Raw genomic sequence first — 23,319 nt, forward strand, 5'->3', positions numbered from 1 at the left:
GGGTGAGATACTAGGGCCGATACAGTGTCTGCCGGTGGCGTCAGCCACCGGAGGGAATTTAAAGGAATGCCCAAGGCCCAGCGGGCCGACACAATTTTCGGGCGTCCATCGCTCCTGGCCGCGAAAGGACCGATTGTGCCGGCCTTTCAGGCTTTCGTGGTTCAATGGGCTTCGCCGCGGATGTCCGGCGAAAACGGCAGCGTCTGACAGGATTCGTTCTAATCAGGATTCGTGACCGGTCTACCTGAGGAGCGACAAAACTCTGACGCACGATCTATCCCCGTTCCTTCTGAACGCGGATAGATCGCAATTCGTTCACTGTCAAAAAAGAATCAATTCATGAGACAACTCAATACCCTGGTCGCATTTGGCGTGTTTGCTGTTTTCGTTTCGTCGCAAGACGACCAAAGCACTTGGGTCCTTTCCGGCGTGATCTGCGTTTCAGTGGGGATTGCTACAATTGAGATCGTAAATGCGATAGGAAATCCGGAAGGCAATGATTACCGACAGAATATGCAACGCTTCCACGATGCGATTGACAGCGGCCAAACAGAGTCAGCGATCGAGATCCTAACTGACCGAGGCATCGACACGTCGACCGCAGGATCGGCGGTTTTGGCGACAATGAACATCTCATCTCGTACTGTCTTTCGCTAGAATTTCATTTGGTAGACTGACCTCTCGAAAAAACCGGAACTAAGCAGAGGACTTGCACCCCACAAGATCACGCCCATGCTGGGCGTACTGCACGGCGCGTCGCCGAGTTGTTATTTTTGAAGTGGAGGATCGCGCGTGGCGACCGCGTGATCGCAGCCGTTACGCCCGGCTGAGCAGCAAAGTGCTACCAGCAACATTGATTAAGCGGAATCTTCATGTCTGTTACGTGCCCGACCTGTATGATGCCGGTGACACCTTCCTCTGGTGGTAGTTGTCCGGTTTGCAATGCGGACTTAAATGCTGAGCCAACTGAACAAACTACGCCTGCGAATCGAACGCAATTATTTCCGACTTGGTTTTCAAAATTGCTAATCTTCTTTTTTGCACTTGCGGTGGCGAAAGCGCTTTTTGGCCCCTAACAGTGTCAACTGGATTGCGCACCACTTAGATACAAATCGATGGAACGCTGGTCGTTACCAACGGACTGAATATCCCAAGATCGAAGATCAGGCAGCTTAGCGATTCCATAATTTCGTCAACGAACTCTACTCGATCCATCCAAAGTTTTGCAATCGCTAAGGGGCGTTACCATGCACTTCCGTGCCGTCTCGATTTGGTTACAAGTCGATGTTGCCAGAGTCCAGTGTGGCGGACCATCGCGCGCACAGGAGTACGCGAGTCGACCGATTTTGAAATTGAGAAACTATCACGCGTACTCGGTGACGGCTGCCGTTCGCCAATGGAGGTTTTGATGACGACGCGAGTGTTTTCTTTATTCTTTGCCGCTGGCATACTTGCGATCGCGGCACCAACTTTGGTCGCCGATGAACCGCCATCAGAAACCAAGTTGCTTCGTAAGCTGCAAGGACACTGGAAGGCGGAAAAGTGGGTCATCCACGGCGAGGATACATCAGAGGGACGAGCTAACCGGTCCTACCGAATCGATGATCGCAAGATGGTATTTGTTACTGATGGCAAAGATGTGGGAATTGCCACTTTCAAAATTGACGTTTCGGACAAGCCATTCGAGATAGATGTGACTTACGTCGGCGGGCCACGCGACGGTCAGACTCTACCCGGTATCTTTCGATTTGACGACGAAAAATTCATCAACTGCTTCCCGTATCCTGGCGATCCTAGACCAACCTCGTTTGAATCCACGGCTGCAAATCGCTACTTTCTATCGATCGACCGAAAGAAAACTGATTGAAGCGAACGAGCCGATGCAACCGAGCGGTGAAGTCGGGAGATTTGAAGTGGATGATCGACCGACGCCACTCGGTGATGCCTGACGTTGAACTTAATCGAATTGCTTACCGCTTCATGGGTTGATGTGCGGTCACGGTGGGCTGACGTCAGCGTGGGACTGCTGGCCGTAAGGCTGACGCCAGCTTCTCAGGGTCCTCTGGCCGCAGGTCGTCAGCGTTTTGGGGCGACACCGTTTTGATCTCTTGTCGCCCATCGAGTGATTCAGTGGCGCATGACTCCCTCGTCACTCGCGTCGTGTGGTCGAGGGTGTTTTTCTTTTATTGAAAGACGAATCCGACCGAGCACACGACGCGCCGATCCTTGGGAGTCGAGCGCCTATGGAGGTCTGAAGTGCACCAATGAGATTAAAACGCGGTTTGCACCGCGACGCTGATGAACTCCGTGCAAGAGGTGGGTGAAGCGGACGGTATTGCGAGGGCAGATCGTTCGACGTGGCCGGACGCCGTGTGACGCGTCCTTGCGAGAGATCGCGTTGGCCGTCGTGCCTGATGCAGGAGTGTAGAAACGTTGTGCGACCCCGTCCGGGATCGATGGGAGGAATGGGGGCGTGTTCCGGAGGAGACGCTGCGCTGACCTCCGGCTACTCGCTGTGATTCCTCCGGGATGCTCGGTTCGCTGCCGCTCGGCTGTGATCCCTCCGGGATCATGGTAAGCCCGATCGGTCGCTCGTGTTTTTTGTTAGACTTGATGGCCGTTGGTGCGTCCGCGCTGATCTGGGCTGTTCGTCCTACCGATCGTCTTCGAGCCCATGCAAAACCCCTATCAAGCTTCGCCGGAACCTGTTGAGGCAGACGCGCGGCCTACGTCCTCAAAGCCGTCAAAGAATAAGACGGTCTGGGGAATGGTTGGCTCCGCCGTGATGTGGTGTCTGACCGGCGTTGTTTTTCTTACCGTCGGTTGGCCCTTTGCAATCGCCTATGCCGTGATCTGGAGCAATAACAAGCAAAGGCTTGCAGAAAAAGAAATCTTGGAGATGAACGTGCACTCGTGCCCATCGTGCAGCCGAGAGTTGGCGAAGACGTCCCGGATTTGCCCCAGGTGCGGACACAAATTTACATGAGTGATGAAGAGGCTTGGAGCTTGGCAATGCGGAATTGTGTGAGGGCTCCCGTCAAGCATTCGACGAACCAGAGGTTGCCCCGTCCCGGTGAACGCTGATGGAGCATTCGGCTTCGTAGCGTTTGAGTTGATTGCGCACCCGCGTTGAGTGTCGCTGCAATTCCGATGGTCCCGTGACCCAACTGCCGTAGGGCAGTTCTTCGACAGGCACACCCATCCGAGCGAGGGCCACGAGCCACTGGAGACGATCATCTGCCGAGTTGGTCAGTGGCGAACGGCGTTCGGCCAACAGTGATCGGATGCGTGGGATTGCCATCGCCGCATCAGGACCCATGCGTTTGAATGCTTCTCGAATTCCGCGTACGACGCGAAAACGTTCGTGCCACGGTTTCTCGACCACCTGGTCCAGAATCCCCAGCAATTCCGGTACGACGGCTGTACCCTGATCTGCCAATCGTTCCAAAAAAGGTGCCGCTTCCTGGACGGAGGTGGCACGGTCCCAAATCGCTTGTTCGTCGTTGCTCGGCTGGGCAAAGGTTGCCGTGGGTAAGCCAACCAATGCGGAGACATACCACGTTCGAGCTTGCGGTTCATCTGCAGCCAAGAAACGCTTGGCCAGCCCCATTCGTAACGCGGTCAAATCCGTCTTGCTCCGCAACGTCGTCCGCAGCAATTGGTGGGGGTCCGCGATTCGTTCATCCAGCAAGATCTTTGCGATGGTGTCGATCTGGTCTTGTCCTGCTTCGTATTGGAACAGTCTCAACCACAACGGCGCCAGCAGCAGTTGCGCGTCCGTCGCGTTCGGATCGTCCAGTGTTTCAGCCAGTTTCTGTTGCATGCGTTCGACTGAGTCCGGGGCCGGATTTGGTTGCCGAATCTGAGTCAATCGCAGCAGTTCGACATCGGGATCGAAGTCGTAGTAGCGCGTCTGATTGGAATCGTTGGAACCACCGACGGTAAACCGTGCGTTGGTCATGGCACCTTCGAATCCGAAGTAAAAGAATGGCGAAGGAATACGATGTTTCACCAATGACTTCCGCGCCATCACCGCATCGGTATGGTCTCGAATCTCCAGCCTCTCAACGCGTGGTTCACCCCGTCTTCGATCAACTTGGTAGATCACGCGCCAGTCGATGTGTTTGGCGCCGAGCGGTGCGTGCTCTCGAAGCGTGTCGCCTTGAGCGATCCGCAATGCCCAGTCCGCCTGCAAAGCCCGATCCAAGCGTCTGCGTTCCTCAAAGCGACGCATCCCTCGAGTTCCGGAGAGTCTGTCGAAGGCATCAAGAATCTTTTGCGGCTGATCGGGCTGTGCCAGCGTGCCAGCTGCATTGGGACCGCGTCGAAAGGTTGCCGCGTCGTCGCCGCAGACCTTGGTGACACTTTCTACGCCCGGCGTATCAAGCAACGCGGTGCAGCGATGATCACACGTTAATGCCGAGGCCGATCGGCGAGGATTTGGAGGAAAATCGACGAGAACGTTTCCGGTCAATCGTATCGCCGGTGACGCGGCGATGTCGGGAAGTGCGGCTTGTTCAAAGCGACGAACTTCGATCATTCGCCATGGCAACATGACAAGGAAACCGAGGGCAATCGCCATTCCGAATGCAATCACGCTTGCTCCGACCCGCGATGACGACGGCACGAAGGGTCGAATCAGGAAGGTGGCGAACAGATAAACAAATACAGTCGGAATGATCGTCAGAATCAGCCCGGGGATCACGAGGAAGAAATAACCCAGGACGACCAGATTGGGGACTGCCAGGATGATGGCCGACAGAATGCCGAGTGGAATCAACAGGTATTTGAGCATGTTTGTCGCATCAATCACGCGTCTCGGAGGGTCGGTGCCCACACAAATCGCAACGGGGCGATACCGGAAAACCTTCAAACGATAGGTCGTGATCGATGGAGGAACGCTGAAAATCAGTCACAGCGGCGGTGCAACCAGAGCATCAGTCCGCCGCCGATGATCGTGCTGATCGATTCTCCGGCGGTCCACCAGATCGGCATTCCGGACTGAAAATCGATCAGACCCTGCAAGAGGCCGAAGACGATGATGCCCAGCGAGAGCGTGCCGACAAAATCGCGGAAACGAGCCAGCCGGTAGGAGACCACGATGAGGGCGATGCCGATGAATCCGTAGAGCAGCGACAGATGCCGGGCCAGATAAAAAGCCAGCGGCGTCTCTGGAAATCTTTCCAGCTTCAGTGCGTCGGTGATTGCGATGATCCACGATTCTGGCATCACGGCGGCAATAAACGCCAACTGTGAAACGATCCCGACGAGCCGCAGGAACCAGATCAACCAGGAGGCGGGGTAGTTCACAGTTTCGCTCACTTCGAATCAGCTCTCGTCGATGGGGGTCGTCGGGTCGCAGGCAATCCTATCGTATGGATTGTCGTGCAGTTTTAAAGTCGTTGATACCAGGGTTTGCGTTGTTGCTTGGGATCGCCCATCAAGAGTGAAGTGAACGCCGCGATTCACCTTTCGACCTCCCCTCGCTGCGCTCGACCCTCCTGGCAGGAGGGTGACATTCTCTGGAGGGACGGGAGAAAATGCCCCTACGAATCCGAGGCGGCCTGCGCCATACTTTCGGCCATGAACTCACATGCTCAAACCGTCCCACCCGAATTGCTCGCCCCGGCGGGGGACTGGGATTGCGCGCGGGCGGCGATCGAAAACGGGGCCGACGCGATCTATTTCGGTCTCGATTGCGGATTCAACGCCCGCCACCGGGCGAAGAATTTTCATCTGGATGATCTGCCCGAATTGATGAAGCTGCTTCGCAGCCGTGGCGTGCGGGGCTACACGACCATGAACACGCTGGTGTTTCCATCGGAATTGCCGCGGCTGGTTCCGGTCGTCGAGCGGATCGCCGAGAGCGGCGTCGATGCGGTGCTGGTGCAGGATTTCGGCGTCGCCCGACTGGTCCGCGAGATCTGCGGCGAATTGGAGATTCACGCCAGCACGCAGATGAGTCTGACCAGCGCTGAGACGATCGCGGTGGCGTCAGCGTTGGGACTCGCTCGGGTGGTGCTGGCGCGGGAATTGTCGGTCGCCGAGATTGGCAAGATCGCCGCGGCGACGGAGATGCCGTTGGAGGTCTTCATCCATGGTGCGCTTTGCGTCGCGTATTCCGGCCAGTGTTTGACCAGTGAATCGCTGGGCGGTCGAAGCGCCAATCGCGGTCAGTGCGCCCAGGCGTGTCGATTGCCGTATGAAGTGATTTGCGATGGCAAGGACGTGGACCTGGATGACGTCCGTTACCTGCTCAGCCCCCAAGATCTGGCCGGGTACGATTCGATCGTCGCGCTGATGCAAGCCGGCATCGCCTCGCTGAAGATCGAAGGTCGATTGAAAACTCCGGAGTACGTCGCCAATCTGACCAAACACTATCGCCGGGCGATCGATCAAGCCGTCGCGGAGGGGCGGGTCACGGTCAGCGACAAGGCCAAGCAAGAGATGGAGCTTTCGTTCTCGCGCGGTTTCACACCGGGCTGGTTGGAAGGCAATGATCACAAGCGATTGGTGCCTGGTCGCCACAGCGCCAAACGCGGCATCTTGCTCGGACGGGTGCTGCGGGTCGACGGTGACCGGATCCAAACGCGTTTGGCGGCCGACGTTTCACTCGGTGACGGATTGGGGATCGAGTCCACCGAAACCGATGGCAGCGACCAGGCGATGCAGGGTGGCCGCGTGTATTCGTTGCACAGCGGCCGCGGTGAAAAACAAAAAACGATGCGCTCCGGCCAGACGGCTTGGATCGGGTTCGGGCGCGGCGAGATCGATTGGTCCAAGATCGCCGAGGATGGCTCGGTGTACAAGAATGATGATCCAAAACTGAATCGTCGACTGCGTGCGTCGTTCAACGTCGCCGATCCGGTGACGCGACGTGACATCGATTTCAATGTCGTCGCGGTCACCGGTGAGCCGTTGCGCGTGACTGCGACGTTGTCCGATTCCGCGCGGTTGACCGAAACGGTTTGTTCCGATGTTGCGCTTGAGCGGGCGAACAAGCACCCCGCGACCGAATCGATGCTGGCGGAAAAACTGTCACGTCTGGGTGCGACGGCATTTCGGATGCGGAAACTTGATGCGAAGATCAGCGGGGAGCCGATGGTTCCGGCCAGTTTGATCAACGAGCTGCGCCGGCGCGTGATGGAGCGACTCGCCCGGCGGATCGAGCAACCTCCGCCGCGATCGATTCGCGTGGCGGCCGGCGAAGCGATGTTGGATCCGATCCCATCCGGCGATCCGCCCGTGAAACCACCCCGGATCGCTGTCTTGTGTCGTTCGCTCGATCAAGTGAAGGCGGCGACCGAAGCAGCGGTCGATCTGATCTACGTCGACTTTCATGACGTCCGGCATTACGCCAGGGTGTCGGAGATCGTGGCGGCGGAATCGATTCCGTTTGGCATTGCGACGGTGCGAATCCAAAAGCCGGCGGAGATGGGATTGTTGCGAGTGTTGCCGCGTCACCGGCCGGATTTCATTCTGGCGCGAAACCTCGCGGCGCTCGAGTTCTTTCGAGCATCCACGATGGAGACCATCGCCGATTTTTCGTTGAACGTCGCCAATCATCGATCGGCCGAGTGGATTCGCTCGCTGGGGGCATGCCGGGTGACGGCGTCGTATGATTTAAACTGCGATCAATTGGCCGATCTGATCGATTCGGTTCCGCCGGATTGGATGGAGGTGGTATTGCATCAACACATACCGATGTTCCACATGGAGCATTGTGTGTTCTGTTCGGTGCTGTCGCCGGGGACGAACAAGACCAATTGTGGTCGGCCCTGCGATGACCACGTCGTGCAGTTGCGCGATCGGGTGGGGGCAGAGCACACGTTGCAGGCCGACGTCGCCTGTCGCAATACCCTTTACAATGCGACTCCGCAAAGCGGCGCGGAAACGGCCGGCCGGTTGCTGGAGCGGGGGATCGGTTGGTTCCGTTTAGAGATGCTCGAAGAATCGCGGGCCGAAGTGATCAAGACGGTTTCGTTGTACCGCGATCTGTTGAGCGGTCGTTTGACGGCGGAGCAGGTCTGGAAGACGCTCGGCGCGACCAACCGGATGGGAGTGACGCGCGGAACGCTGGAGTCGAAGCGGAATCCGTTGGCGGTTTTATGAGTGGTCGGATGGCACGAGACCGCTATGATCCACCCCGAAGCGCTCGAAACACTTCGTCGAGTTCGGCGTCACTGATCCGGCGGCGGGTTTGATCGAACATGGATCTGAAGTAATCACGGTCTTCATCGTCGGCGGGAAATCCGATGTTGCCGGTGGTCGATTCACTGGTGACGATCGGCTTGCCGTCGGAATCAATTATGGCGTACCAGGGAATCTCATCATCTGTTCGGCCGAAACGAGTGGTCACGGATTCCACGTCGGGCATTCGGGTGTCAACGATGACGGGTACAAAATCTTTTGAAAAGATCGACTCGTAGGCACTCAGAAACGTCTTCAATCGAATGCAATGGACGCAACCGGGGCCGGAAACGATCAGCAGCGTCTTTTTTTGTTCCGCATCGGATCGAACCTGGCCGGCACGAAGTACGGTATCGGCGGTCGGAAGCGGGACCCCATGTTTCCGTAAGAATTGCGTGATCGAATCTCGGTGGGCGCGGGATTCTTGGTCGGTCAACTGATCGATGGGGTCGCCGTTTCCTGCCAGAACGCAAAGTCGCGAATCGTCTGGGGAATTCAAATTGCCCAACGCACCACCGAGTTGATCGATCCGTTCGGGGGTGATGCAGCGGAGCAAGTAGTGGTCGCTGACCTTCGCGAAGCGTTCGTCATCGAGTACCGCCAATGCGTTGGCAGTGAAGTTGGACTCGGGACGCGAGACGAGCAACAAAACGCGTCGATTGGTTTTTCGTGCTTCCTCGATCGTGGCATCCAACGAGGCCTTGTCGATCGATCGGCTGAACCGTCTCAGTCGTTGGAGCAGGTTTGCAATTTCGTCGTGGTTGGCATGGAACTGCCGGATGAACAGCGATTTCGTGGCCAGGTTGATCTTGATGTCTGTTTCATCGAGCAGCCAGCTGGGCGGGTCGACGCGGGTTTTCAGGGCGAACACCAGAGCCGAGGGGTCGAAAACCGGATCATCCGATCGGCCCATTCGATAGACGGGCAAGTCCTCGACGGCGTAGATCGTCAATCGGATCGGGGGGAGGGCGGCCTGGCGATCGGGGGCTTGGCGATCGGGGGCTTGGCCGGCGACCCGATGTCCAGCGAGTTGACTGACGGTGACGAAGGCCATGAAGACGAGAGCGGGCGTGGCGCGAGAGCGGTTCATGGGCAGGGCGAGTGACGTGGATTCGGGGAACCTGGAGCGTGTAATGTATGCTGTAGCACTTTAGTCGGTCGAAAACTGTCGCGACCGATGGACTCGCCACGCCGGCCGGACGCTTGCCGTCGCGCCCGAATCGTCCCGAATCGTCCCGTATCGAACGACCGGTTACGTTTGCCGATGAACACGCCTTTTACCAAAATTCGTCGCGGCGCTTCGGCGCTCGCCGTGATCGTTTTTTTGGCAGTGGTGGGTTATCGGCTGGTCGCCGGATACGACTGGCTGGAAGCCTGTTGGATGGTGGTGATCACGATATCGACGGTCGGTTACAGTGAGCAAAGTGGTGAAAGCTGGATGACGCAACTGTTGTCCATCGCGGTCATTTTGCTGGGCACCACGGCTGCGGCCTACACCTTCACCGGCATGATCCAATTGACCCTTCAAGGGGAACTGGATCGTGCGTTTGGACGACGACGAATGGAAAAAGAACTTTCTCGTTTAAGCAATCACACCATCATTTGCGGTTTCGGCAAGAGCGGGCCTGTGTTGGCCAAGGACTTGCAACAGCGGCGTTACAAGTTTGTGATCTTGGAGATCGACCCGGTGCATTACCAACAGGCGATCGATCAGGGGTATTTGGCGATCAACGCGGACGCGACCGACGAAGAGACGTTAAAGGAAGCCAAAATCAGCGAGGCGAGCGCGATCGTGGTGGCGTTGCCGACCGATGCTCAGAACGTTTTCATCACCTTGTCGGCGCGGAATCTCTGTCCGGGGATTCGAATCGTCGCCCAGGCCGACCAGGAAAGCACTTCGCGAAAGCTTCGCCAAGCCGGGGCCAACGAAGTCGTGATGGGACATCAAATGGTGGCCGAATACATGTCGCGACTGGTCACGCGGCCGACGGCGGCGCAGTTCTTTTCATCGCTCAATGAACCCGAGTTCAAGGAATTGATCCTCGACGAACTTCTCATTCCCCCGGGTAGTGCGATTGAGAACCAGTCGATCGCACAGATTCGGGTCCGCGATCAGCACCAATTGCTGGTCGTGGCGATCAAAACCTTGGACGAAACCTTGGACTTCAATCCCCTCGGAGAACGGGTTTTCAAATCGGGCGAGACGATTCTTGTGATGGGCAAACAGGACGCAGTGGTCGCGTTTCAAAAACGGTACGCGTTGTTGGAGAGTAGCGAGGGGATTTAGGCTGCGAGGGGCCGCTGAGAACGATCAGGGGATGCGCCCGCCCAGACCACGCAACTCGTTGTATTTCTCGTTGACCGGTTTGCACCGCGCCTGGCGTTGATGCAGGGTGGAGACATCGAACGCCAGCTTTTGGCTGAGTGCATGTTCGACGCGTTGAACCAGGGTGCCCGGTTGCAACGGTTTCGTCAGCACTTCGTCGGCACCCAGTTCAAGCGCGCGACGATGCGTTTCCTCGGAGTCACTGGCCGTGACGACGATCAGCGGCACTGTTTTCAGGTTCGGATCGGCGCGGGCGATCTGGATCAAGTAGTTTCCGCTGACGTCCGGCATGGAGATGTCCAACAGCACCATGTCAGGGTTTTCTTGTTTCATGCGCTGAACGGCATCGATCGAATCGCTGATCCCGACCACGTTCCAAAATCCGGCGACGTTCAGGTGGGCGGTGATCACATCGATGATGATCTGTTCATCGTCGATGACCAGGATCTTGCTATTGACGATTTGTTGTCGGCCGTCGAACATTGAATTGCACCGGTAATCGGAAACCGCTGAGCCATCAGCGTGTGTTGTCGTGATCGGTGCCACGACTCTTCAGGTAAAACTAGGTCGAAGCGACGGGTTTCCGCGCTGCGGCGTGTGAGGGAGTTCCCTCCGCAACGACCTTTGTTCACGTCCGGTCAAGCGCTGACCCGAAAAAACCCTCATATGGACAAGGGTTAGCTTCTGAGCTGCAAACGGCGGGACGCATGACGATGGATCGATCAAGATGGACGGCAGGCATCGCAGCGATGCTTGCCGGTATGGTCATGTGTTCGGTCGCCGTGGCCGACGGCACGATCCGCGACGGGGTGAGTGCTCGCAGCATCGGACGCGGCGGAACCAACATCGCCATGAGCGATAACGCGCACGTGATGCTGGACAATCCCGCGGGGTTGGTTCGAAACGAAGCGGATTGTTTGCTGGAATTCGGCGGCCACCTGCTGTTGACCGATTTGGAATACGATGACGCGGACAATTCACGCGTCGGTGACATCGACAATCCGTTTCCGATCGGCGAGTTTGCGATCGCCAAGAAATTGGATGAGACCATCTCGATCGGTTTCGGCGCGTTTTCGCACGCCGGATTTGCCGCCGAATACATGATGAATGGTCCGGCGCCCTTCTCCGGTCCGCAGCACTACAAGTCCATCGGCGCACTGGCCCGCCTGCTGCCGACGCTGTCGCTCAAACTGACCGAGCGGCTTTCGATCGGAACCACGTTGGGGGCGGCGATCAATCACATCGAGTTGGAGGGACCGTACACGCTGCAGGGACCCAACGCGTTCGCCGGAACGCCGACGCGGATGGACCTGCAGGGGACCGGTGCGGGGCTGAGTTGGTCGATCGGAATGCAATACGAGTTGAATGATCGAACCACTGTCGGGGTCAACTATCAACACGAGACCAAGATGGAACTCGACGGCACGACGGTGGTCGAGATTCCCGGACTGGGCGCGTCCCGATATGATTCGATGTTGGATGTCAAATGGCCGCGTTCGTTGGGTGTCGGCTTGTCACATCGAACCGGCCAGCGGCGGACGTTTTCCGCGGACGCGATTTGGTACGACTGGTCGAGTGCTTACGACCACTTTGATCTGTCGCTGAAAGATCCGCTCAATCCGGTCTACCAGTTTGTCGCTCCGACGTTGTTGGAATCGTTTCCGCTCAACTGGCGTGACACGGTGTCGTTACGATTCGGGATCGAACAAGAACTCAGGGACGATCGTGTGATTCGCGTCGGATACGCCTACCATCGGAACCCGATTCCCGACAGCACGGTTACGCCCTACATCCAAACGATTTTGGAGCATGCGTTGTCCTTCGGCTACGGATGCACGTGGCGCGGGATCGCCGTCGATGCGGCGTACCAGTGGTCGTTCGGGCCGACCCAAACGGTCCAAACCAGTGGCTTCATCGGGGGAGACTTTGATGACGGCTGGCACTCGGTCAACGCTCATCAGTTTTCACTGAGCTTTCAGCGGGCGCGGATGCGGTGATCCGACAAGCGGTCTCTCATACCGGATGAGACGCGGCGTTTTCGGCCGCCTGCGGATTGGGCAGTTCCTCACCGCACTCGTCGACAAGCAGGTTGACATACGATTCGATGGCGTTCAACCGCTCGGCCAAAGCGTCGGTATCGGATGCTTTGGCCGCCTGTTCACAGGATCGAGCGAGTTCCGTCAGCGTGTTCAATCCGACGGTCCCGCCGGACCCTTTGATCCAATGGAGTTTTCGCGCCACTTCGTCATGATCCGCGCAGTCATAGGCATTTTTGATGGCCGGCATCTGGAAATGAACCTTGGCGACCAGATCGACGGCGAATTGTCTCAGCCAATCCGAGGGCAGTTGTTGTGTGTGTGATTCGTCGATGATCGACTCGTGCGACACGATTTCGCTTGTCGGCGGGTGTGCGTGTGATGGTGGGGCGTCCGATGGACGGGATTGCTGTCGGTCGAAGTGTTGGGAGTGTGAGGCGATGGAATCGGCGCACCAGGAGCGGACCATTTCTAACAGCGCGTCCAAGTCGATGGGTTTGGAAAGGTAGTCTCGGCAGCCGACTTGGCGACATTTGTTGTCGTCGCCCACCATCGAGTTGGCCGTCATGGCCACGATCGGGGTTTTCAGTCCGGCGCTGCACAGTTGTTGCGTCGCGGAGTAACCGTCCAGGACCGGCATTTGCATGTCCATCAACACCAAATCGATCGAGTGGGATTTGGGGGTGCCGCTGGAGTCGAGAAAGAAGTTGACGGCTTGTTGTCCGTCGGCGACGGATTGAACGCTGGCCCCGGCACTGGTCAGCAATCGGTGGATCAGGTCGCGATTGGTCTCGGCATCATCGACGACCAGCACGCGCGCGCCGGTCAAATCGACACGCTGCCACTGGGCTTCGTGACGACCTGTCGCCAGTTCGATCACCTCCGAATCGCTCAACAGCCGGTCACCGGGTCGGGTGTCGGTGGCGATGTGAACGGTGAAGGTGCTGCCGACGCCTGGGATGCTTTCCACTTCCAGCCCGCCGCCGAGTGATTCGGCCAGTCGTTTGCTGATCGACAGTCCCAGACCGGTGCCGCCATACTTGCGTGTGGTGGAGGTGTCGGCTTGGGCGAACGGGTCAAAGATTCGCTCGAGTTGATCGGCGTCCATGCCGATGCCGCTATCACGAATCGCGACCACGATTTGATTGGGCAGCCCGGTCGTGTCATCCGAGCGGGTGGATAGCCGGACGGTCACGCCGCCACGGTCGGTGAATTTGATCGCATTACCGATCAGGTTGGTGACGATCTGTCGCAGCCGAGTCGGATCACTGGTGATCGTTTCGGGGATTTGCGATTCGGAATCGATGCCAAGCGTGATGTTCTTTTGTGCCGCCTTGCCTTGAAGCGACTTGATGACTTCGCCGATCACTTTTGCCGGCACGCAGTGGATCTGTTCGACTTCGATTTTATCGGCTTCGATCTTCGACAGATCGAGAATGTCGTTGAGCAGATGCAGCAAGTGGCTTCCGTTGCTGTGGATGGTTTCCAGGTGTTGTCGTTGTTCTTCGGGATCGGTGACGATACCGCGGAGCATCAGTTCGGTGTATCCGAGGACGGCGGTGATCGGGGTGCGAATCTCGTGGCTCATTCGTGCCAAGAATTCGCTTTTGGCACGGTTGGCGTGCTCGGCAAGTTCCTTCGCCTCGCGGAGGTTGACCTGCGCGGCGCGCAGTCGGTCGGCGGTACGTTCGATTTCTTCGTTCCGCAGTGACAGCGTTTCGGTGCGTTGGGCGACCTTGCGTTCGAGGGTTTGGTTGAGCTCTTGGAGTTGCGTGAAGCCGTCCGCTTTTTCGAACGCGGCTCCCGCGGCCGAGGACAGGTAGTTGGCGATCCGCAGTTCGTCGTCGCCGAACATTCCCATCATGTAGGAGTTGGCGATGTACAGGTAGGAATGGATTTTTCCATGCACCAAGACCGGGCAGCAGAGGAACGTTCCGTAGTTGTGATGTGTGTCGTGATGGCGGGAGCGGACATCGCACAGATCGCTCCGTTCGTATTCACAGATGATCGCGGATCCCTTTTTCTCGGTCTGTTTGACGATGTCGGGATCAAAAACCGTATTGGGCGGAATGGTGGTCGCCTCGCCGTTTCCGGTCGCCGGCTGGATCAACAGGACTCGATCGCCGCGTAGCAGTTTCGCCGCCGCCGCGATGATTTCGTCGCGAATGACATCGATTTCGGTACCGACGGCGATGCGACGTCCGGCTTCCAGGAGTGAATCGAATCGATCGACCAAGGACAGCGATCCGCCGTCCTCGACCGCACCGACGGAGGTCTTCAGTTGCTGCAACGCTTCGGCCGCTTCGCGCACCAAGGCTTCATCGACCGTCCAGCCGGTTTCTTTGGCCAATTGCGCGTGCAGCAGCGTCGTTTGAATTTGCTCCAACCGGGCGCCTTGTTGATTGGCGATCCGTATTGAATCGCGAAATTGGCGGAGGGCTCGGCGAGTTCGCCCCTGGAGTGCCGAGGCGGCGGCGAGTTCGCGCAACGCGTGGGGCAGTTCATTGGTGTAGCGTTTGGCCAGTCGGACGGCTTGCTTGCAGGCCGAATGGAGTTCACGGAGTTGCTTCCGTCGGGTCGCATCGGTCTTGGCGGGTTCGGTTTCCAGCAGTCGCCGCAGCGCGGTGGCACGCCATGCGTAACAGGGGCTGACGTAGGCGTTGACGACCGAGGCGTCTTCGGCGATCTGGACCGCTTCGGTGAACGCCTTGACGGCTTCGGCATAGCCGTATTGGTAGTAGTGATAAACCCCGTAGGCGAGTTTGACTTCACAAATTCGCTGGGCGTCGTCGACCTTGCGTTTGAGCTCGATTTGCAGCACATCCAGAGGGATGTTTCCCAGTGCCGCGCGGGCCCAGACTTCGACGATGTTCCCGGTGCCTTGAAAGTCACTACGGCGAACCGCCGAGCGGTAATTGATGCGGGTTTGATCCAACGCTTCACGCAAGTTGCCTTGCCGATAGAGCGAGGCGGCGTATTGGTAGCGTGCGATGTGGACTTCCCAGTAGTCGCCGGTGCGTTCCAGAATCGCAACGGCCTGGCTGGCTTCGTGGATGCATTGCTCGTAGTTACTGAACGAGTAATGCAGGATGCTCATGAAGTTGCGCGATTGCCCTTGTCCCCAGACGTCGTGTAGCGCTTTGCGGATCTGCAGGGAACGTTCGGCATAATCGATGCCGCGTCGGTACCAACCCAACAGGGTCATCGCGGGGGCGTGTTCGCTGTAGGCGTGGGCCAGGCCGGCGGAGGGGCGATAACCCTCGCCACGATTCATGCCACGCAGATGCGCCCACAGCGTGTAGTACTTGTCTCGCGTGTACCAGTAACCGCGGGCGATATTGCTGTACAGCCGCAAACGGAGTTGTTCGGTGGCGTCGGGTGAACGGGTCCGTGAGCGGACCAGCCATGGTGCCGCGGTGTGCAGGGCTTGGACGGTGATTTCCCGCAGCAGGTTGGTGAACAATTCAAAGCGATTGCGGCAGACGGGTTGCCCCAAGCGGGTCAACGCAGATTCGAAGTACTCCACCGCTTGGACTTTGTCACCGCGTTTGAATGCCAATTCGCCCTGCCGCGTGGCGATGACCGCGTCGTCCATTTCCGTGGTGGCAGTTTTGGAGGCCGCGACCAACCACTGCTGGGCTTGGTCGTATTCTCCCTGCAACATCAGCACTTCGCTCATCATCGATTCGACTTGATGGCGTGTTGCCGAATCGGTGACGTGGAACGCGCGGGCGGCGATTTCGAGTTGTCGCCGTGCGCTGCCGAGGGAGAATTCCTGGCGTGCTTTGGAGGCGGCGTCTAAGGCATGCGGAAGTGCTTCGCGGTGCAGGCCCGCCGCGTCGAAGTGATAGGCCAGGTCATAGATTCGGTGCGGTTGGGTTTTGGCGAAGTATTGCCCGATCTGCCCGTGCATGCGTTGTTTGACATCGGGCTTCAGGTGCGCGAGCACGGCTTCGCGAATCTTGTCGTGGGCAAAGGCGTAGCTGCCGTCGGGTTTGCTCCAGAGCATGCGATGGCGACGGATGTCAGCCAGCAGTTCGAAGCTTTCCGACAGATCGATTTGAGACAGTTCGACGACGGCGTCGAGTGTGAATTCGCTGCCGATCACTGCCGCGGCATCCAGGAAATGCCTCGCCTTGGCCGGCAGGTTGTCCAGTCGCCCCGCCAGGACTTCGCCGGCCTCGGCGGTGGTCTGGAAATTTTCCAGACGCTCTCGGTCCAGCACCCAACCTTCTTTGTCGGAGACCAGCACCGAGGATTCGACCATGCCACGCAGGATCGCGGCGGCCATAAACGGACTGCCTTCGGCGAACTCCTGAATCACTTTGATCGCTTCGTCGGGAAGCCTGCCGGCCATCGATTCGCTCAACCGACGAACGCTATCGGCATCGAGCGGTCCCAAGTTCAGCACGTGGTCAAGTTGTGCGGCTTCGCGGACACGAGCCGTTTGTCCTTCGTCCGAACGTGCCGAAAGCAGCAGCAGTTGGAAGGGTGCGGCGGAGCGTGAGACGCGTTGCAGAATCCGAATGGATTGATCGTCCATCCACTGGCAATCATCCAACGAGATCATCACGGGGTAGTCGCCCGATCCCAGTTGGGTCAGCAGGGCAGCGAAGGCCGCCACGACGCGGCCTTGGCCGAGTTCGTCCGGACCGGAAAGTGTGCTGCCGGTCCATCCGAACACGCCCGCCAACGAAGGCATCGCCGTGATCACTTCTTCGCGGTAGTCCGACATCGTTTTTTCGAGACGCTCTCGGATGTCCGGATGGGAGACACAGTACTGCGCCACCTGGCCGACGACTTGCATCCACGGCGCGTTGGGTTCAGCGGCCGCTTGATGGATTGATTCACCCTGGAAGACGAGAAAGCCGTGACGCGTGGCCAGGCGTGTGATTTCCTGGTTCAGCCGGCTTTTGCCCATCCCCGAAACGCAGGCAATCAAGGTTTGGCGCCAGCTTCCCGCGGCGACTTCGGTCAGGTTTTCCTGTAACGTTTGCAGCTGTGTTTCACGACCGACGAATGCGGGGTCGACCAGATCGGAACGGGCGTCGGATCGACCGATCACCACCGGCGTGGCCGAAGCGCCGTCTTGGATCATCTTCAGGATCGCCGACGCATCGGCAAGCGCGGCGGCCGCCGATTGGTAACGCTCACGCGGCTCTTTCTGTGTCAACCGCTCGATCATCGAGACCAGTTGTGGCGGCGTGTCGCTGGGAAAGCGGTCGGTGTCCAGATCCGAAGTCGAGTGTTGCAGCAGGATGTCGCCGACGGTGGTCGCGTCGCACATCGGTTCGCCGGCGAGCGCCCAGTAGAGGATCAAACCCAGAGAGTAGAGGTCCGACGCCGGGCCGATATCATGGCGAATGATTCCCGCCAGTTCGGGCGAGGCGTAGCGCACCGTTTCGATCCCGATGGGACTGTCGCCGGCAGCCAGATTCGCGCGCCACACCGGTCCATAGCCGGCGAGAATCGCTTCGCCGGTTGGAGCCAGAATCACGTGGGACGGCCGCCAGTCGCGATGCACACAGCCCTGTTGGTGGATCGGAATCAGCGCCTGCAACAGGTCACACGCCAACCGCAACGTCGATTTGGGCGACATCGCTGATTGTGCGACCAGCCGAGACAAACTGATCCCATCACGGTAGCGGTAGACCAATCGAATGCGATCATCGTCGATGTCATAGGAGACCATCGAATTGTAGTTGTCGCACTCAATTTCGCTCAGCAGTCGGGCTTCGTTTTGAAACCGGATTTGCAGTCCTTCCTTGAACATCGCCGTCGGCAAATCGCGGATCACCAGGCGGCCTTCGCCCTGCAGGTCCTGGACAAGCCAGCAGTGCACTCCGGCCACATCCGGCAACTCCCGTAGAGTTTGGTAGCGGTAGGCGGTGGACTCGGGGGACTGCATCTGGATCGCTCAACGCGGCATCTGGACAGAATGATCTATCCAACAGTAGGTCTGCCCTGCCTTGCCGAAGCGTCATCATCGGTGAGGGTTTGCCCTCTCGCGTCGCTTTAAACGTGGGCGCTGCATTGAACGTGCTTTCGCAACCGCCATAGTGGGTGCTCGATTTCTCGATTTCACACACCACATGGGGGCAACAATGGCTGTGATCGAAACTGATAAAGAAATCAGTTGGGAAAAAGACTATGCGGATCGTATTAATCCCGAACTGATGAACACTCTGCTGCACCGCGCGGTGCCGGTACTGGCTTGGACGGGTTGGAAGATCACCCGGGTCGGTCCCGGGTTCTGCGAATCGGTGCTGCCGCTGGCGATCGAGACCACCAATCAACACGGCACACACCAAGCCGCCTTGATTTCACTCTCGGCGGATTATACCGGTGGCATGGCGTTGACGACGCTATTGACCGGCACGCCGTTGACCGGCATCCACCGCGGGCGTCCGGACGAATCGGCGTCGTTGTGGTTGGTCGGGATGGACGTCAAGTACGAAAATCCGAGCACCAGCCATTTGCGCGGCGTCAGCCGTGTCGATTCGAAAACCGCTCGGCGGATCCAGTCGCGCTACTTTTCCGGACGCGTCGTGTTGGCAACCATCAACGTCGAGTTCTGGTCCGAAGACGGCGAGCGTGTCGCCACCGCAGTGATGCGTTACTTCGCCCAAGCGACTCGGCGATTGCTTGAACATCGAAGCGGCGGCGAGCGATCGACGATGACCAAGTTGAACTTGAAAACATCGGCGCGAATCATCGCGGGGTTGCGGGCCATGGACCGTCCGGCCGGATCGACGACGATCTCCGATTCCCAGGGACGGCTGCTTCGAATCGACGCCTCGCATGACAAGGTCGCCGCGGGAACGCACGGCTTGTTGCAAGCGAAACGATTGCAAACGGTGTTGCCGCAACTGGCCGCGATGGTCGGGGCTCGCACCCGGCATTGCGACGAAGTGTTGCGCTCGATCCCGGGTATCGAACAGCTCGTGATGCTCGGCGCGGGGTTGGATATGCGGCCGTTGCGCCGCGCGGCGGAACTTTCCGGCGTGACGGTGTTTGAACTGGATCTGCCCGTCATGTTGGCCGAGCGACAACATGTCATCGAGCGGCTGGAAACGCAACTCGGCGGCGCCGCCGCGGCGCCGGAGCGACACCAGATCGCCGCGGACTTCCTGCGGGACGACGTGGGCGAGTTGTTGCAACGCCACTTTGCGTTTTCCGAGACCGCGTTGACGTTGTTTGTTTATGAAGGCTGTTCGATGTACTTCGACGAGCAGCAGAACCAACGTCTATTAAGGTCGATCCGGCGACGCATGAGACACCCCGAGAGTGTGTTGTGGATGGACTGCGTCACGCCGGCGGTCATCAATGAAGGAACCTGCGACCCGAATATTCACGAGTTCGTCGATCGAATGGAATTGATCGGAGAGCGTTTCGTGTACGGTCCGGCGGACCCCGAAGCGTTTCTTCGCAGTTGCGGTCTTGTCGGTTGCAGCAACGACACGGCGCAGGACTATCTCGGCAGCGACGATCCGACGCTCGGCGAGTACCGTTTCTTGACGGCCCGTCAGGATGTGCTGGATCTGAGCTGACGCGACGTGACGCTGCAACGCGTGTTCGGTGCGGAGCGGTGAAACGATTACTTGGCCCACGGATGGCACGGGCGTGAGTGTTGGTATTGGGCTTTAGCCGCCTAAGGTCGCTGCGTCGCAGCGACCGGGAATCGCCTAAAGGCTAAACACCAACGATTGCGGAATCCCTTGAGGCTTCAGCCCAAGCCATTCGGACCTGACCCTTTTCCGCGGCCTGCATCTAAACGTAGGCCAGAGCGTTAGACCGGACGGACGACGATCCGTGTGCCTTGTTTGGCGATCACTTTCACGCTCGTGCCGTTGTCCACGAAGTCGCCTTCGGTGACGACATCGACGCTGTAATCATCGACCATCATTTTTCCGCCCGGGCGCAGCGGGCTGGTGGCGGTTCCGACATCGCCCACCGAAACGCGTTGCCAGCCGGGCAGCAAGGCGGCGGCACCGGCGTCGGCACCGGCGTCGGCCGATTCACCCGGTCCCGCGTCGGCTCCGACCATGGCCATTTGGGGTTTCAGCGTCAGCCGTCCCAGCCCGGGGATGTCCCCGATGTAATTGGCCAGGATCAGCATGGCAATCATGAATCCGACGAAGGCGCCCAGGACCGTGGCCAAGTCCCAGCCCAGGCTGGCGAGTTCTTCCGTACTGCCGGGGACGAGGAATCGCCGCGAGGCCATCACCAGTGAGCCCAGCATCAATCCCAGTCCGCCCACGCCGGCGACGCCGAAACCGGGAATCACAAAGATCTCCATGCCGATGAAGATCAGGCCCAGGACAAACAGGGTGACTTCCAACCAGCCGGCGGTCCCGCCCAGAAACCGGCTCCAGAAAAACAGTCCAAAACACAGCAGCGACGTCAGTCCGCCGATGCCGATGCCGGGGGCACCCAGTTCGATCACGAGCGCGACCATGCCGATGACCAACAACAGAAAGGTCACGAAGCCCGAGTTGAGGATCATGATGGCGGTATCGACGCCGGTCCGCTCCATCACCGGGATCGGGGTTTTGACGCCCAACACATCGGCCAATTCGGATTCATTTTCGACCGTTTGGTCGGCCATGCCGAGCTCGACCGCGCGGGCGCCATTGACGGTGAAGAACATTTCCTTGCCGGCTTCGCGGATCGGTTTTCCTTTTTCCCACTCGTCGGCGTTTTCCATCGACTCCCATTCTTTGTCGCTGATGTATCGCACGGTGCCGTCGGTTTTGTGAACGGCGCGAAACACGACCATGTCCTTGTCGGTCATCTTTTCCGCCAGCGCCAGGGGGCGGCCGGTGGCGCGGGCGGTGTCGCGGACTTTCTGGGCCAGCACGCTGCGGCTTTTGGCTTCGGTGTATCGAAACGCCCCGTCGGCACCCATCACGATCTCACCGGCATCGCCCATGCGGGCCCCCGGCAGCATGATGATTTTGTCACAGGCCAGCGAGACCAGGGCGGCGCCGCTGATGGCGTCTTTTTGGATGAAGGCGACCGTCTCGACGTCCTTGGCGTCCAAGATCATGTCCATCAGTTCGAACGTCACGTAGACCAGCCCGCCGGGGCTGTGGATGTCCAGAATGATCACGTCGACGTCCGAATCGACCGCCTCGGCAAACTTGCGTTTCAGCAGTGCGCCGCTGAGCGGATTGATGTCTTCGTGCAGCGGAATGATCACCGCCGACCGCTCGGCCGGCTTGGCCGGCTTGGCGGCCTCGGCCGTCTCTCGATCGGCAGCGGCATCCTGGGCGGCCGAGGGGATCGGGGCTGGTACCGCACCGAGTACCAGCCCGATCGAGAGCAGCAGGGTCGAACATCGGACAGAGAAAGAGCTTGGGCGAACCATGGCGAAATTCAAACCAACGAGAGACAGAGGAAACCGAGTCTCTATTGTAGGCTCAAAACAGTCCGCCTAGTGGCACAACTTCGTCTCCGCCGGTCCGCCGGTGCGTTCAGGGGCTCGTTGTTCGAATCCGATCCCATCGGCGATCAGCCGTTTCGCGCCAGCGTACGGGCCTGTCGCACGACGAAAACGCATCGGGGCCCGTAGGCTCGCGCCAAACGGCTGATGCAATCAACAGCCCGTTCACTGCTGGTCTGTTTCGGGGGTTTCGACGGTCTCTTCAGGCTCCGTTTGGGTCTCGCCAGGGGCGATCGATTCGGGCTCTCCCGATCCGTCCAGTTCGCCGTCACCCTCCAGCTCGGTTTCGAAGTCGCCGAACGTTTCGGGGACTTCCAGGTCAAACTCGTCGCCGTTTTCCATCACCAGTTTGACGGTCACTTGCTGAGTTTGATTGTTGGTGCGATGGACCAGCTTGCCACGACCCTTGTCGCCTTCGATGGTGAACACCATCGCCGTGATCGTCTCGTCCTTGGTCGATTCCTTCATCGCCTCCCTCAAGCTCATCTCGCTGCTTTGGATCGTGCCAATCTTCTCCTTCAGGATCGGGTCATCGGCGTATTCCTCCACGGCCACTTGGGCGATCACGCCCGATGCCTGGTCCCAGGCGTAGAACATCAGGCCGCAGCAGAGCACGGTTCCGAATAGAAAAACGGCTGCGACGATGCCGAGCACCCACAACCAGGTCTTGCTGCTCTCAGCGGCCGGTCGGCCGAACTGGTCGGGGGCCGTTTCGAAGGGATTGTGTGGAGTTCGTGACATGGGCGGATTTGTCGTGCCGGAGTGCAAACGGGGTGAATTCCGTGACTCATTAGAACGCCCCCCAGGGTTGGCCGGAAGAGCCGGGACGGGGAGGGTTTGGCGGGCGTGGGGCAACCGGAGGGGTGTCCGCTGGCTTGATCAGCAGACACCGAGCCGGGGCTTGTGGGTGGGTTAAAGGCGAGGGGATTAGCCTGAGCAGCGAGCGACGGGTGCGATGCAGCCCCTTGTTGGCGGACGTGGGCGTCGGTCCATAGCGGCTTCGGTCCATCGGCCGGCTGGCGGCCCGGTGACGCTAGAAACGCAACGACCTGCAAAGCGGGGCGGCGGCCGTCGGGATCTCGGGGCAGCAGCGAGGTCGGGTCAACTTTCGTGTTCGGATCCCCGCGAAAGTCAGGCTTACGGGGTGACGAATTGACCCTTTCGTGGTAGAAGAGTTCGGTTATCGTATGTTCTCTGGGAGGTCGGCGGCACGTCATTGATTTGACCGTGGCGGCGTTCCGTCCAGGGGGGCACCGTAGAACAGAAGGAGCACGGTTCTCGCGGTAATCCGATCGAAAGATCGAGGTCGGTAATTGCTCAGA

Annotated in this window: 13 protein-coding genes; 6 read left to right on the forward strand and 7 right to left on the reverse strand. The window is 58.8% G+C overall.

From position 1 onward, the window contains the following. The first annotated feature begins 339 nt into the window (after positions 1-339). The gene (locus NZK35_RS02980) at positions 340-657 is read left to right on the forward strand and encodes a hypothetical protein (RefSeq protein ID WP_259631113.1); all 318 of its coding nucleotides are present in this window, start codon (positions 340-342) and stop codon (positions 655-657) included. A gap of 751 nt (positions 658-1,408) precedes the next feature. Further along, the gene (locus tag NZK35_RS02985) at positions 1,409-1,867 is read left to right on the forward strand and encodes a TIGR03067 domain-containing protein (protein ID WP_259631114.1); all 459 of its coding nucleotides are present in this window, start codon (positions 1,409-1,411) and stop codon (positions 1,865-1,867) included. 1,170 nt (positions 1,868-3,037) lie between these two features. On the opposite strand, the gene NZK35_RS02990 is transcribed toward NZK35_RS02985, so the two are convergent. Then, entirely contained in the window at positions 3,038-4,813 is a 1,776-nt protein-coding gene (locus NZK35_RS02990) for a hypothetical protein (RefSeq protein ID WP_259631115.1), read from the reverse strand. Between the two features lie 95 nt (positions 4,814-4,908). Continuing rightward, positions 4,909-5,322 (reverse strand): hypothetical protein, encoded by a 414-nt coding sequence (locus NZK35_RS02995; RefSeq protein WP_259631116.1) that lies wholly within the window; start codon positions 5,320-5,322, stop codon positions 4,909-4,911. Positions 5,323-5,583: 261 nt separating this feature from the next. Here NZK35_RS02995 and NZK35_RS03000 point away from each other — a divergent pair, with 261 nt between their 5' ends. Continuing rightward, complete coding sequence (locus NZK35_RS03000; RefSeq protein ID WP_259631117.1) at positions 5,584-8,112, forward strand: U32 family peptidase; 2,529 nt, start codon at positions 5,584-5,586, stop codon at positions 8,110-8,112. Positions 8,113-8,134: 22 nt separating this feature from the next. On the opposite strand, the gene NZK35_RS03005 is transcribed toward NZK35_RS03000, so the two are convergent. After that, positions 8,135-9,280 carry a thioredoxin family protein gene (locus tag NZK35_RS03005; protein ID WP_259631118.1) on the reverse strand — a complete coding sequence of 382 codons (1,146 nt, stop codon included), beginning with the start codon at positions 9,278-9,280 and terminating at the stop codon, positions 8,135-8,137. A gap of 174 nt (positions 9,281-9,454) precedes the next feature. Between NZK35_RS03005 and NZK35_RS03010 the strand changes: the two genes are divergently transcribed. Beyond that, a complete protein-coding gene (locus tag NZK35_RS03010; RefSeq protein ID WP_259631119.1) occupies positions 9,455-10,477 on the forward strand; it encodes a potassium channel family protein in 1,023 nt (340 codons plus the stop codon). 24 nt (positions 10,478-10,501) lie between these two features. Here NZK35_RS03010 and NZK35_RS03015 read toward each other — a convergent pair whose 3' ends face one another. Further along, complete coding sequence (locus NZK35_RS03015) at positions 10,502-10,999, reverse strand: response regulator (RefSeq protein WP_259631120.1); 498 nt, start codon at positions 10,997-10,999, stop codon at positions 10,502-10,504. Between the two features lie 230 nt (positions 11,000-11,229). Here NZK35_RS03015 and NZK35_RS03020 point away from each other — a divergent pair, with 230 nt between their 5' ends. Next, positions 11,230-12,513 carry an OmpP1/FadL family transporter gene (locus NZK35_RS03020; RefSeq protein ID WP_259631121.1) on the forward strand — a complete coding sequence of 428 codons (1,284 nt, stop codon included), beginning with the start codon at positions 11,230-11,232 and terminating at the stop codon, positions 12,511-12,513. Between the two features lie 16 nt (positions 12,514-12,529). Here the strand turns inward: NZK35_RS03020 and NZK35_RS03025 are convergent, their stop codons facing one another. Continuing rightward, a complete protein-coding gene (locus NZK35_RS03025) occupies positions 12,530-18,460 on the reverse strand; it encodes an ATP-binding protein (protein ID WP_259631122.1) in 5,931 nt (1,976 codons plus the stop codon). A gap of 196 nt (positions 18,461-18,656) precedes the next feature. Here NZK35_RS03025 and NZK35_RS03030 point away from each other — a divergent pair, with 196 nt between their 5' ends. Further along, the gene (locus tag NZK35_RS03030; protein WP_259631123.1) at positions 18,657-20,102 is read left to right on the forward strand and encodes an SAM-dependent methyltransferase; all 1,446 of its coding nucleotides are present in this window, start codon (positions 18,657-18,659) and stop codon (positions 20,100-20,102) included. Between the two features lie 239 nt (positions 20,103-20,341). On the opposite strand, the gene NZK35_RS03035 is transcribed toward NZK35_RS03030, so the two are convergent. Further along, positions 20,342-21,922 carry an NfeD family protein gene (locus NZK35_RS03035; RefSeq protein WP_259631124.1) on the reverse strand — a complete coding sequence of 527 codons (1,581 nt, stop codon included), beginning with the start codon at positions 21,920-21,922 and terminating at the stop codon, positions 20,342-20,344. A gap of 240 nt (positions 21,923-22,162) precedes the next feature. Beyond that, on the reverse strand, positions 22,163-22,738 hold the full coding sequence (locus NZK35_RS03040) for a hypothetical protein (protein ID WP_259631125.1): 576 nt from the start codon (positions 22,736-22,738) through the stop codon (positions 22,163-22,165). Between the last annotated feature and the right edge of the window lie 581 nt (positions 22,739-23,319).

It is taken from the genome of Stieleria sedimenti (genome assembly GCF_025060895.1).
GTDB classification, from domain to species: domain Bacteria; phylum Planctomycetota; class Planctomycetia; order Pirellulales; family Pirellulaceae; genus Stieleria; species Stieleria sedimenti.